Here is a 12,205-nt window from a genome sequence, read left to right as displayed (position 1 = left end):
GAGTCCCTTCTCCGCAGACCGGGGCGGAGCATCCAGCCTGGTCGGTGGAGCCGGCCGGCTCAACGCATTTACCGGCCGTTCACCTGGCCGGAGGCCGGTGCGTGGGCCGCGCCGGCCGGGAGCCGTCCCGCGCGGACGCCGCGAAGGGTGACTCAGAAGAGCACGGTGGCGAGCGTGCCGACCGGGCGGAATCCGCAGCGCTCGTAGACCCGGCGGGCCGGCAGGTTGAAGTCGTTGACGTAGAGGCTGACGGTCGGGGCGACCCGCAGCAGCGCGTCGCGAACCACCGCCGCCATGGCCGCCGACGCGATGCCCCGGCCCCGCCACTCGGGGGCCACCCAGACGCCCTGCACCTGGGCGGTCCGGCGGGTCACCACCGCCAGCTCGGCCTTGAACACCACCCGGCCGTCGACGAACCGGGCGTACGCCCGCCCGGTCCGGACCAGGTCGGTGACCCGCCGCCGGTAGCCGCGCCCGCCGTCGTCGGCGAGCGGTGAGACGCCGACCTCCTCGGTGTACATCGCCACCGCCGCCGGAAAGAGCCGGTCGACCTCGCTGGCGCGCACCCGCCGCACCTGCGGGTCCGCCCGCAGCGCCGGCAGCGCGTCGGTCGCCAGCAACGGCTGGTTGGGGCGTACGTCCCGGGCCGGCCCCCAGACGGCGGAGAGGCGGTCCCAGAGGCCGAGCACCGCGTCGGCCCGGCCCACGATCGACGAGCAGAGCCGCTCCTCGCCGGCGAGCAGGTCGGCGTAGGCGGCGACGGCCGGCTCGGTGGCGAGCACCGGGGTCAGGTTGCCGCCGAGCCAGCAGATCGACTCGAGGTTGCGGCGGCTGCCGTAGCCCAGCACCCGCCCCTCGGCACGCCACCAGGCCAGGCCACGCGCCGTGATCCGCTCGGCGACCTGCGCGCCCGCGAACGGGTCGAGGTCGAGCAGCCGCTCGACCGCGCGGCGCTCCGACTCCCCCAGTTGGCGTACCGGCACCGTCAGCACGGCTACCAGCCTGCCAGATCCGCCCCGTGCCGCGCCGGTCGAGTGACCAGTGGGACGCCTGCACCGTGACGGGACGCGGCGCGTACGCCCGGCGGAAGCGCGCCGGCCCCGGCCGCCGGCGGGGGCGGTCGGGGCCGGCGCGCGACGGCGCGGTGGGTCAGTGCACGCTGACGGTGGCGCCGGGGAGCAGGCCGCGCAGCTCCTCGGGCAGCTCGGCACCCATCTCGTCGGCGATGCGCAGCGCCTCCTCGATCAGGGTCTCCACGATCTGCGCCTCGGGCACGGTCTTGACGACCTTGCCCTTGACGAAGATCTGGCCCTTGCCGTTGCCGGAGGCCACCCCGAGGTCGGCCTCGCGGGCCTCGCCCGGGCCGTTCACGACGCAGCCCATCACGGCGACCCGCAGCGGCACCGGCAGCCCCTCCAGGCCGGCGGTGACCTCCTCGGCCAGCTTGTAGACGTCGACCTGGGCCCGGCCGCAGGACGGGCAGGAGACGATCTCCAGGCCCCGCTCGCGCAGCCCGAGCGACTCCAGGATCTGGTTGCCGACCTTGATCTCCTCCACCGGCGGGGCCGACAGCGAGACCCGGATCGTGTCGCCGATCCCCTCGGCCAGCAGCGCGCCGAAGGCGACCGCCGACTTGATGGTGCCCTGGAAGGCCGGGCCGGCCTCGGTGACGCCGAGGTGCAGCGGGTAGTCGCACTTCTCGGCGAGCTGGCGGTACGCCCGGATCATGACCACCGGGTCGTTGTGCTTGACCGAGATCTTGATGTCACGGAAGCCGTGCTCCTCGAACAGCGAGCACTCCCACAGCGCCGACTCGACAAGCGCCTCGGCGGTGGCCTTGCCGTACTTGGCGAGCAGCCGCTTGTCCAGCGAGCCGGCGTTGACGCCGATCCGGATCGGCACGCCCGCGTCGCCGGCCGCCTTGGCGATCTCCTTGACCTTGTCGTCGAACTGGCGGATGTTGCCCGGGTTGACCCGGACCGCCGCGCAGCCGGCGTCGATCGCGGCGAAGACGTACTTCGGCTGGAAGTGGATGTCGGCGATCACCGGGATCTGCGACTTCCGCGCGATCGCGGGCAGCGCCTCCACGTCGTCCTGGCTGGGCACGGCGACCCGGACGATCTGGCAGCCGGACGCGGTCAGCTCGGCGATCTGCTGGAGCGTGGCGTTGACGTCGGAGGTGAGGGTGGTGGTCATCGACTGCACCGACACCGGCGCGCCCCCGCCGACCGGGACCGGACCGACCATGATCTGGCGGCTGACCCGGCGCGGGGCGAGCGGCGGGGGCGGTACGGCGGGGATACCGAGACTGACAGCGGTCACTTCAGGCACTCACCTTGAGAAGAGCGTGATCGGGTTGACGACGTCCGCGGTGATGGTCAGCAGCGTGAACACGCCACCGATCAGGATCACCGCGTACGTGAGGGGCATGAGCTTGAGGTAGTCGACGCGCCCGGGGTCGGCGCGGCCGATGCGGGCGTAGAGCCAGGAGCGGGCCCGCTCGAACCAGGCGATGGCGATGTGCCCGCCGTCGAGGGGCAGCAGCGGCAGCAGGTTGAACACGCCGATGAAGAAGTTCAGCGAGACGAAGAGCATGAAGAACAGCAGCCAGGCGTCGTTCTCGACGGCCTCGCCGCCGAGCCGGCTGGCGCCGACCACGCTGATCGGGGTGTCGATGTCCCGCTCTTCGCCGGTGATCGCCGCCCACAGCGCGGGGACCTTCTGCGGGATGCGCTTCATCGCCTCGAAGGTGTTCACCGCCATGTCGCCGGTGAAGTCGGCGGTCGCGCCGAACGCCCCGACCGGCCCGTACGTCACCCGCGTCGGGGTGCTGGGCACGAGGCCGACGCCGAGCGCGGCGACCGCGGCGACCTGGCCCTTCGGGTCGTCGAGCGGGGGTCGCTGGGTCTGCGCGAGCACCGTGCTGGTCGTGGCCGGCTGGCCGTCGCGGACGTACGCGATCTGCGCCGTGTCGCCCGGCTTGAGGGTGCGCAGGGTGGTGAGCAGCTGCCCGTAGTCGTTGATCGGCGTGCCGTTGATCCCGGTGATCCGGTCGCCGTCGCGCAGCTGCGCCTGGGCGGCGGGGCTGGCGGGGTCGGCGGTGGTGCACTCGCGCAGCGTGTTCTCCGGGACCACGCACTTCGACAGCTGGATGACCGCCGGCTCCTTGCGGATCTCGGCCTCGGTGCTGGGGAACTGCGGGTTGGGCAGCCCGGCGCTCACCGCGATGATCCAGAGGGCGATCAGGGCGAGGGCGAAGTGGGTGATCGAGCCCGCGGACATCACGATCGTCCGCTTCCAGACCGGGAACCGCCACATCGCGCGCGGCTCGTCGGCCGGGTCGACGTCGTCGTCCTGGGGCGTCATCCCGACGATCTTGCAGAAGCCGCCGAGCGGGATGCCCTTGACGCCGTACTCGGTCTCGCCCCGCTTGAAGGACCACAGGGTGGGGCCGAATCCGACGAAGTACTTGGTGACCTTCATCCCGAACGCCTTGGCGGTGAGCAGGTGCCCCGCCTCGTGCAGGCTCACCGAGATGAGGATCGCGAGGGCGAAGAGCACCACCCCGAGCAGGTACGCCATCAAGCTCCTTCCACCGAACCCGCGATGATGATCTCCTGCGCGTGCGCGCGCGCCCACGACTCCGCCGCGAGCACGTCCTCGACGGTACCTGGTTCGTCGAAGTCGGGAGCGTCGTCCAGCACCCGCCGGAGGGTGTCGACGATGCCGAGGAAGGGCAGCCGGCCGGCCACGAACGCGGCCACGCACTCCTCGTTCGCCGCGTTGTAGATCGCCGGCCGGCAGCGGCCGGCCTCGCCGGCGGCCTTGGCCAGCGCCACGGCCGGGAACGCCTCGTCGTCCAGCGGCGCGAACTCCCAGGTGTGGGCCTTCGTCCAGTCGACGGCGGCGGCGGCGTCACCGACCCGGTCGGGCCAGCCGAGGCCGAGCGCGATCGGCAGCCGCATGTCGGGCGGGCTGGCCTGGGCGAGGGTGGAGCCGTCGGTGAACTCGACCATCGAATGGATCACCGACTGCGGGTGCACCATCACGGCGATGTCGGCGTACGGCACGTCGAACAGCTCGTGCGCCTCGATCACCTCCAGCGCCTTGTTGACCATCGTGGCGGAGTTGATCGTGACGACCGGTCCCATGTTCCAGGTCGGGTGGGCCAGCGCCTGCTCGGGCGTGACCTGCGTCAACTCGTCGCGCCGCCTGCCCCGGAACGGCCCGCCGCTGGCGGTGACGACCAGCCGCCGCACCTCGCTCCGGGCGCCGCCGCGCAGGCACTGCGCCAGCGCCGAGTGCTCCGAGTCGACGGGGACGATCTGCTCCGGCCGCGTCACCGCCGCCCTGACCAGCGAGCCGCCGGCCACGAGCGACTCCTTGTTGGCGAGCGCGAGCGTACGCCCGGCGCGCAGCGCGGCCAGGGTCGGCGCGAGCCCGAGCGAGCCGACCACCCCGTTGAGCACGACGTCGCAGGGCCACTGCGCCAGCTCGGTCATCGCGTCCGGGCCGGCCACGATCTTGGGCAGCTTGAAGTCCCCGGTGGCCCAGCCGCGCCGGCTCGCCTCGGCGTAGAAGGCGAGCTGGAGGTCCTGCGCGGCGGACGCCTTCGCCACGCCGACCGCGTCGACGCGCAGTTCGAGGGCTTGGGCGGCGAGCAGCTCGACGTTGCCGCCGCCGGCGCCGAGCGCCACCACCCGGAACCGGTCCGGGTTGCGCCGCACGATGTCGATGGCCTGTGTGCCGATCGAACCGGTGGAGCCGAGCAGGACGAGTTCCCGGGGCGAAGTCACCGGGCCATTCTTCCGCACCGTCGCTGTGCCCCCGCTGGGAGCCTCAGCCCTCGGCGTCGACCTGCCCCTCCGGCGCTTCCTCGTCTCCCTCGGGTGCCTCCTCGTCGAGGAGGTCGGCCGGGTCGACGGCGAACGCGAACGGCTCGATCATGGTGAAGGTGCTGCCGGCCGCCGCCGCGCTCAGCGGCCTGTATTCCCCCTCGGTCAGCTTGAACAGGACCATGGTCGGCACCCGGTTGCGCAGATCGACCCGGAGGAAGAACGGCACGCCAGCGGCGGCGTACTCCCGCGGCCGGTCGATGACGTCCTTGCGACGGTTACCCGGTGACACGATCTCGCCCAGCAGAACGGCCTGGCCGATGTCGACGGCCGGTCGGCCACCGCCCGAGGACCGGAGCACGGCGACGTCGGGAATGAAGAGGTCCTTGCCCGAGACCACGTTGATCTCGGGGTAGACCCACAGGCCCGCCCTACGGGCGGCGCGGTGCAGCAGATAGGGCAACTCACGTTCCACCGACTGGTGGTCGATTCCGGCGTGCGGGGTCACGATCACGCTTCCGCTCAGGACCTCAACCTTGGGGCCGTTGGTCTCCGGCAACAGGTCGAGGGCGAGCTGGGCGGTCCACGGCTCGTCGCGCCACCGCAGCACGTCGAACGACGGCTCGGTGGGCTGCGACGCGGGTTCGGCCTGCTGCGGCGCCGGCTCGGGCGCGAAAGCTGCCTGGGCCATCCGGGCTCACCCCCTCAGCGGACATTCTGCTCAGGTCAGCCTAGCCGCCGCAGTCCCCGCCGCACGGGATCGCACACCGGGTCCGACGCCGGCTGGCCCCCGGCCCGGCGCCGCAGCTTTCTTTCATTACATCGATCGTCGTGGTTGAATTCCGACATGCGAAGAGGTCTCGTCTGGCTGGCGGCCCTGCTGGTCGCCGCTCCCCTGCTCGTCAGCCCGGGCGTGGCCCAGGCTGCCACCGCCACCCCCTCGCTGGTCATCGCCAGCGACTTCCCCGATCCCGACGTCGTCAAGTTCGGCAGCACCTACTACGCGTACTCGACGAACAACGGCCACGGCAACGTCCCGGTCGCCACGGCCAGCTCGCTGACCGGAGCGTGGACCAGGCGGGCCGACGCGATGCCGACCCTCGGCGCCTGGGCCAACGGGGGCCTGACCTGGGCGCCCGACGTGTCGCAGCGGGCCGACGGGCGCTACCTGCTCTACTACACCGCCCGCAGCCGGGCCACCGGCCGGCAGTGCCTCGGCGCCGCGCTGGCCACCTCGCCGCTCGGGCCGTTCACCTCCGTCGGCACCGGGCCGCTGGTCTGCAACGCCGGCGAGGGCGGCGACATCGACGCGGCGAGCTTCACCGACAGCACCGGCCTGCGCTACCTGCTCTACAAGGACGACGGCAACGCCATCGGCCAGCCGACGAGCCTCTGGCTGCAACGGGTCGCGGCCGACGGGGTGACCCTCCAGGGCGCCCGGGTCGAGCTGCTGCGCAGCGGGCGCGCCGAGGAGGCGGGCATCATCGAGGCGCCGGTGCTGACCAAGGTCGGCGCGCAGTACGTGCTGTTCTACTCCCTCGGCGGTTACGGCGGCGACGGCTACCAGACCAGCTACGCCACGTCGACCTCGCTGACCGGCCCGTACACGAAGGCGTACCGCTCGCTGATGACCACGGCGTCGCTGGACTCGGCCGTGCGGGGGCCGGGCGGCGCGGACGTGGTCCGCGAGGCCGGCGGCGACCACATCGTCTTCCACGGCTGGATCAACAACTACTCCGCCCGCGGCATGTACGTGGCGGCGCTGGGCTGGGCCGGCGGGAACCCCGTGGTGCGGGGCAGCCGGGTGCGCTACGAGGCCGAGCGCGGCGGGCTCAACCACTGCGGGGTGCGCGCCGCCCCGAACACGTCGCAGGGCCAGGTGGTGGCGTACATCGACTACGCGGACAGCTGGGTCGAGGTGACCGTCTTCGCACCCCGGGCCGGCGGGTACCGCGCCCACGTGGCCTACGCGGCCGGCTACGGCGACGCCCAGCACACGCTGACGGTCAACGGCGCGAACCCGAAGGTCGTCACCTACCCCAACACGGGCTGGGACGTCTGGCGGCAGGTGGGCGTCGACGTCACGCTCAACGCGGGCTTCAACACGCTCCGGTTCACCCACCTGAGCCGCTGGGCGGAACTCGACTTCGTCGAGGTGGCGTAACAGCACCCAGCCGACTGCCCGAGATCTTGGTGGGAAACTGCCTCTGGAGGGGCGCGTTCTCACCAAGATCTCGGACAGAACGGGCCGGGCACGCCCGGCGCGACGCCTTCATCACCTGGGCCCGGGCGCGGTGACCCCGCCGGTCAGCACGAAGGTCTCCAGTTCCTCGCCGCCGTACCAGTCCGAGCGGCGGCCCACGTGGGTCATGCCGAGCCGGCGGGCCACCGCCATCGACGCCTCGTTGCCGGGGGCCACGACGGCGTGGACCTCCCGGGTGCCGGCGGCCATCTCCCGCTTCACCGCCGCCCGGGCCGCCTCGGTGGCGTAGCCGTGGCCCCACGAGTCGGGGTGCAGGTGCCAGCCCACCTCGATGTCGTCGGTCGGCACGCGCTCGTCGCGCCCGGGCAGCGGCTTGAGCAGCACGGTGCCGGCCACCACGCCGGTGTCGCGGACCTCGATGGCCCAGGTGCCGTACCGGCCGCCGTGCCCCGCGTGCCGCTCCCGCCACGTCGCGAGCCGGTCGGCGGCCTGCGCCGGGTCGGTCAGCGGCAGGCCGGGTGCGCCCAGCCAGCGGGTGACCTCGGGCCGGGAGTAAATGTCGAAGATCCGGGCCAGGTCGGCCGGTGCCGCAGTCCAGTCCCGCACGACCAGGCGTTCCGTGGCGAGGATCTCCATTCCCGCGATCCTAGCGAGCGGCGCGGGAGTCGTTCCGGTCACGGTCGGCGGTCGGGCGCGTGACCCGGGCCGGTACGGGGAAAGAAACCGCGATGGGCGACGGATGGCGACGGGCGAAGCGCGTGACCAGTGCGGCGTTCCGCCCGCTGCGGGGGCGGGACCTGTCCCTGCACGCCGCCGCCATCACCTTCTACGGGGCGATCGCCGTGGTGCCGGTGGCCCTGCTGGCGATCTGGCTGACCTCGCTGCTGGCGGGCGCCGAGCGGGTGCGCCGGCTCACCTCGCACGCCGTGGAGACGCTGCCGGACGCGATCGGCGCGCCCCACGCGGTGCAGGCGCTCGTCGAGGCCGGGGTGGGCCTGACCCCGCTGCTGGCGCTGGCGTCGTTGCTGCCGGCGTCGCTCTACGGCGAGGGGCTGCGCCGCGCCTTCGTCTCGGTCGCCGTGCCGCGCAGCGAGGAGTCGCTGGTCGGCTGGCGGGGCCGGCTGCTGCTGCTGCCCCTACTGGCCCCGGCGCCGGCCCTGCTGCTGTCGATCCTGCTCGCGCTGCCCACCACCACCGGCCTGGTCCGCCAGGGCGGGTGGGCCGGCGTGCTGGGCGTGGTGCTGTCGTTCCTCGGGGTCTGGCTGGTGCTCACCCCCGTGCTGCTCTGGGTGTTCCGGGTGGTCGGCCCGGCGTCGCCGGACTGGCTCTCCACGCTGGGCGTCGGGTCGTTCACGGCGGCGAACCTCTCCGGCTTCCTGCACGGCTTCGTGCTGTTCGCCTCGCTCCCGATCGACCTGGGGGTGCCGTTCGGGGGCTTCGACGAGATCGGGGCGGGGGTGGCGGTCCTGCTCTGGCTCTACCTCTTCCACGTGATCGTGCTGGCGGGCTACTCCGCCACCCTCGCGCTGTCCCGCTGGCGCGCCCGCCGCGCCGCCGCACCGGCCGCCGACCGGGCGGAGCCGGCCCAGCGGACCGAGCGGAATGAGCCGACCGCGCGGGCCGAAGCCGCGTCCGGCGACGGGGCCGGCGCCGCACCGGTCGAGCGTGCCGACGGTCAGGGCCGGAACGGCCCGGTGACCTCGTAGGTGACCCCGTCGCTGCCGGTCGAACTGCCGGAGGCGCCGCGCTGGGACGAGAAGTAGAGACGTGATCCGTCCGGGGAGAACGCCGGGCCGGTGATCTCCGAGCCGGACTGGCCGAGGACGCGCAGGAACGGGGCGACCACGCCGGTCCGGGTGATGACGTTGATCTCCATGTCGCCGCCGTCCTCGGCGACGTAGAGGTCACCGCCGGCCGTGCCGGTGATGTTGTCCACGCCGGTCAGCGGCGCTGCCCCGACCGGCACCAGCGAGTCGTCGTACGCCAGGTCGAGACGCTGGCCGACCGCGTCGTACGCCCACACCCGGTTGTCGCCCTTGGTGGTGAACCAGCAGGTGCCCCGGTCATACCAGCATCCCTCGCCGCCGTCGAAGTGCCGGGCCGCGCCGACCTGCCAGCGGGTCGGGACAGGGAAGCCGTCCCGGTCCGGCAGGTCCCGCCAGGTCACCGGCCCGGCCACCTGGTCAGCCGGGGCGCAGAGCACCTGCACCTTCCCCGTGCGCAGGTCGCCCCAGGTGTCGGGGACGAAGCGGTAGAAGCAGCCGTCGTCCTCGTCCTCGGTCAGGTAGACCACCCGCCGGTCCGGGTCGCAGGCGGCGGCCTCGTGGGTGAAGCGACCCATCCGGGTCCGCTCCTCGGCCGCACGGCTGCCGTCCGGCCAGGTCTCGAACACCCGACCCAACGGCACCTCCTCGCAGGACAGCCAGGTGCCCCAGGGCGTCGCCCCACCGGCGCAGTTGACGTTGGTCCCGCCGAGGATCCGGTACGCCGCCGCGATCGAGCCGTCGGCTCGGAAGCGCACCGCGGAGGCGCCACCGACCAGCGGCACCTCGGAGTTGGAGACGTAGATCCAGCCGTCGCCGGCCGGGAAGCAGGCGCCGCCGTCCGGGGCCGGGTGCCACCAGTAGGAGGTTCCGGGCACCCGCTGCCCGGAGCGGGCGACGACCCGGCTGGTGAAGCCTGCCGGGAGCTGGAGCCCGTTGCCGTCGGCGGCGAGCAGGTCGCCGTACGGGCCCGGGCCGGGCTGGGCGGGGGCGGCGAGCGCGGCGCCGGCCCAGAGGCTGCCGGCGAAGGCGGCGCCACCGGCGACGGTGGCGCGCAGCAGGGTACGACGGTCCATCGGAGGCTCCCGGAGGGTGCGGGGACGATGCCCCGTCGACGCTAGGGCCGACGGGGCATCGACGGAAGCCTCTATTTGATGAACGCGGGGTGACGGGCCTCTGGAGCCGCCGGCCCGGGCTCGCCGTCGGACTCCTTGATGCCGAAGCGACGGTAGACGCGGGCCAGCGGGCCCGGGGCCCACCAGTTCCAGCGGCCGAGCAGCCGCATCGTGGCCGGCACCAGCAGCGCCCGGACCAGCGTCGCGTCCACCACGATCGCCACGATCATGCCGATGCCGATGAGCTTGATGTACGCCATCTCGCCCGTCGCGAAGCCGGCCACCACGATGATCAGCAGCAGCGCGGCGGCGGTGATGATCCGCCCGGTGCGCTGCAACGCGACGGCCACCGACGCGGTGTTGTCGCCCGTACGGTCCCACTCCTCGCGCACCCGGGAGAGCAGGAACACCTCGTAGTCGGTCGCCAGCCCGAAGAGCACGGCGAGCATGAGGATCGGGTTGCTCGGTTCGATGAAGCCGGTCGGGGTGAAGCCGAGCAGGTCGGCGAAGTGCCCGTCCTGGAAGATCCAGACCACCACGCCGAACGACGCGCCGATCGACACCAGGTTCATCAGCACCGCCTTGACCGGCAGCACCACCGAGCCGAAGGCGAGGAAGAGCAGGACCAGGATCGCGGCGGCCATCAGCAGGGCCATCCAGGGCAGCCGGTCGGCGAGGCCGTCGATCAGGTCGAGGTCGACGCCGGGACGGCCGCCGACGAGCACCTCGGCGCCGCCCGGCGCGGGCAGGTCGCGCAACGCCCGGACCACGTCGTGCGCCGCGTCGCCGGTCGGCTCGCCCGGGTAGGTCACCGTCAGCAGCGTCGACGCGCCCCGGCTGGCCGCCACCTGCACCCCGGTCACGCCCGGCACGGCGGCCACCCGGTCGGCGAAGGGCTGCACCTGCTCCGGGGACACCCCGGAGACCAGCACGTCGATCGGCGCGATCGTGCCGCCGGGGAACTCTGCGGCGATCCGCTCGGAGACCACCCGGGGCTCGGCGCTCGCGGGCAGCACCCGGTCGTCGAAGCCGCCGAACTCCATCCGCAGGATCGGCGTGGCCAGCAGCAGGAGCAGCACGGTCACCCCGACCAGGTAGCGCACCGGGCGGCGCATCACGCTGTGCGCGATCCGGGCCCAGGCGCCGCCCGTCCCACCCGCCGCCGGCCGCCCACCGCGCGCCCCACGCCGCCACGGCAGCGGTACGCGCAGCGCGTCGATCCGGTGGCCGAGCACCGCGAGCAGGGCCGGCAGCACGGTCAACGCCGCCAGCATGGCGACCAGCACGGCGGCCATCCCACCGAGCGCCATCGAGCGCAGGAACGCCTGCGGGAAGATCAGCAGGCTGGCCATGGCGGTGGCGATGGTGAGCCCGGAGACCAGGACCGTCCGCCCGGCCGTGGCCATGGTCCGCCGGATCGCGGCCGGGGTGTCGTGCCCGGCGGCCAGCTCCTCGCGGAACCGGCTGACCACGAAGAGGGCGTAGTCGACCGCCATGCCCAGGCCGATCAGGGTGATGACGTTGATCGCGAAGACCGACACGTCGGTGACCATGTTGACCAGCCGCACGGCGACGAACGCGCCGAGGATGGCGAGCCCGCCGATCAGCAGGGGCGTGGAGGCGGCAACCAGCCCGCCGAAGATCAGCACGAGCAGCACCAGGAGGACCGGCATGGAGAGCAGTTCCGCGCGGGTGATGTCCTCGGTGGTCTGGGTGTTCGACTCCTGCAGGGCCGCCGTGGCGCCGCCGACCTCGGTCCGTACGCCGGGCGCCGCGAGGGCCGGCCGGAGCTCCTCGTACGCGGCGGCCTTGTCGTCCTTGTCGGCGGCCCTGAGCTGGACCAGCGCGTAGGTGGCCCGGCGGTCGGTGGAGAGCAGCACGGGGGCTTGGGTGTCGTACCAGGTGGTGACGCTGGTGATCTCGGGGCGCTCGCGCAGCCCGGCGACGGTGGCCGCGACCGGGTCGCGGAAGGCGGGCTGGTCGACGGTCGCTGCGTCACTGGACCAGAGCACGACGAGGTCGGCGCCCTGCGGCCCCAGCTCGCGGGTGATCCGCTCGGCGGCCCGGCTGGACTCGCTGGCCGGGTCGTCGAAGCCGCCGCCGGTCAGCTGCCCGAAGACCCCGACCCCCCAGGTGGAGCCGACCGCGACGAGCACCAGGGCGGCGGCCAGCACCGACCAGCGCAGTCGCACGACCATCTGTCCCCACCAGGCGAACATTCGCCTCCCCCTCCGATGACGGCTACGCTGTGACCATCGCTTATTTGAGTGAACGCCGTTAACTATCGCA

9 protein-coding genes and 1 pseudogene are annotated in these 12,205 nt (G+C 73.1%); 2 read left to right on the top strand and 8 right to left on the bottom strand.

What is annotated here, in order from left to right:
• Positions 1-152 precede the first annotated feature (152 nt).
• The 5 genes from EV374_RS07005 to EV374_RS06985 form a co-directional block, all read right to left on the bottom strand.
• Complete coding sequence (locus EV374_RS07005) at positions 153-992, bottom strand: DUF4081 domain-containing GNAT family N-acetyltransferase (RefSeq protein WP_132232766.1); 840 nt, start codon at positions 990-992, stop codon at positions 153-155.
• A gap of 157 nt (positions 993-1,149) precedes the next feature.
• Positions 1,150-2,322 carry a flavodoxin-dependent (E)-4-hydroxy-3-methylbut-2-enyl-diphosphate synthase gene (ispG, locus tag EV374_RS07000; RefSeq protein WP_089001519.1) on the bottom strand — a complete coding sequence of 391 codons (1,173 nt, stop codon included), beginning with the start codon at positions 2,320-2,322 and terminating at the stop codon, positions 1,150-1,152.
• A gap of 9 nt (positions 2,323-2,331) precedes the next feature.
• The gene (locus EV374_RS06995) at positions 2,332-3,582 is read right to left on the bottom strand and encodes a site-2 protease family protein (protein ID WP_132232764.1); all 1,251 of its coding nucleotides are present in this window, start codon (positions 3,580-3,582) and stop codon (positions 2,332-2,334) included.
• Positions 3,582-4,796: a 1-deoxy-D-xylulose-5-phosphate reductoisomerase gene (dxr, locus tag EV374_RS06990; RefSeq protein WP_132232762.1), complete on the bottom strand. Its 1,215-nt coding sequence runs from the start codon at positions 4,794-4,796 to the stop codon at positions 3,582-3,584. Before dxr ends, EV374_RS06995 begins: the two co-directional genes overlap by 1 nt.
• A 43-nt stretch (positions 4,797-4,839) precedes the next feature.
• A complete protein-coding gene (locus EV374_RS06985) occupies positions 4,840-5,526 on the bottom strand; it encodes a Uma2 family endonuclease (protein ID WP_132232760.1) in 687 nt (228 codons plus the stop codon).
• A 156-nt stretch (positions 5,527-5,682) separates the two neighbouring features.
• Between EV374_RS06985 and EV374_RS06980 the strand changes: the two genes are divergently transcribed.
• Positions 5,683-6,999: a family 43 glycosylhydrolase gene (locus EV374_RS06980; protein WP_132232758.1), complete on the top strand. Its 1,317-nt coding sequence runs from the start codon at positions 5,683-5,685 to the stop codon at positions 6,997-6,999.
• Between the two features lie 111 nt (positions 7,000-7,110).
• On the opposite strand, the gene EV374_RS06975 is transcribed toward EV374_RS06980, so the two are convergent.
• Positions 7,111-7,674: a GNAT family N-acetyltransferase gene (locus EV374_RS06975; protein ID WP_132232756.1), complete on the bottom strand. Its 564-nt coding sequence runs from the start codon at positions 7,672-7,674 to the stop codon at positions 7,111-7,113.
• Positions 7,675-7,766: 92 nt separating this feature from the next.
• On the opposite strand from EV374_RS06975, the pseudogene EV374_RS06970 reads away from it, so the two are divergent.
• Positions 7,767-8,597 (top strand): annotated as a pseudogene (locus EV374_RS06970) (YhjD/YihY/BrkB family envelope integrity protein); the annotation flags it as partial.
• A 116-nt stretch (positions 8,598-8,713) separates the two neighbouring features.
• Here EV374_RS06970 and EV374_RS06965 read toward each other — a convergent pair.
• Together EV374_RS06965 and EV374_RS06960 are read right to left on the bottom strand one after the other, a co-directional pair.
• Positions 8,714-9,877 (bottom strand): alkaline phosphatase PhoX, encoded by a 1,164-nt coding sequence (locus EV374_RS06965; protein WP_132232752.1) that lies wholly within the window; start codon positions 9,875-9,877, stop codon positions 8,714-8,716.
• Positions 9,878-9,948: 71 nt separating this feature from the next.
• Positions 9,949-12,135 (bottom strand): MMPL family transporter, encoded by a 2,187-nt coding sequence (locus EV374_RS06960; protein ID WP_132232750.1) that lies wholly within the window; start codon positions 12,133-12,135, stop codon positions 9,949-9,951.
• Between the last annotated feature and the right edge of the window lie 70 nt (positions 12,136-12,205).

The organism is Micromonospora sp. CNZ303 (assembly GCF_004345505.1).
This window is presented reverse-complemented; position numbering and strand designations above follow the sequence as displayed.

Excerpts from the sequence above, each read along its gene's own strand:
- EV374_RS06995 (WP_132232764.1), bottom strand. The coding sequence starts at position 3,582 with ATGGCGTACCTGCTCGGGGTGGTGCTCTTCGCCCTCGCGATCCTCATC.
- EV374_RS06985 (WP_132232760.1), bottom strand. The coding sequence starts at position 5,526 with ATGGCCCAGGCAGCTTTCGCGCCCGAGCCGGCGCCGCAGCAGGCCGAA.
- EV374_RS06980 (WP_132232758.1), top strand. The coding sequence starts at position 5,683 with ATGCGAAGAGGTCTCGTCTGGCTGGCGGCCCTGCTGGTCGCCGCTCCC.
- EV374_RS06975 (WP_132232756.1), bottom strand. The coding sequence starts at position 7,674 with ATGGAGATCCTCGCCACGGAACGCCTGGTCGTGCGGGACTGGACTGCG.
- EV374_RS06965 (WP_132232752.1), bottom strand. The coding sequence starts at position 9,877 with ATGGACCGTCGTACCCTGCTGCGCGCCACCGTCGCCGGTGGCGCCGCC.
- EV374_RS06960 (WP_132232750.1), bottom strand. The coding sequence starts at position 12,135 with ATGTTCGCCTGGTGGGGACAGATGGTCGTGCGACTGCGCTGGTCGGTG.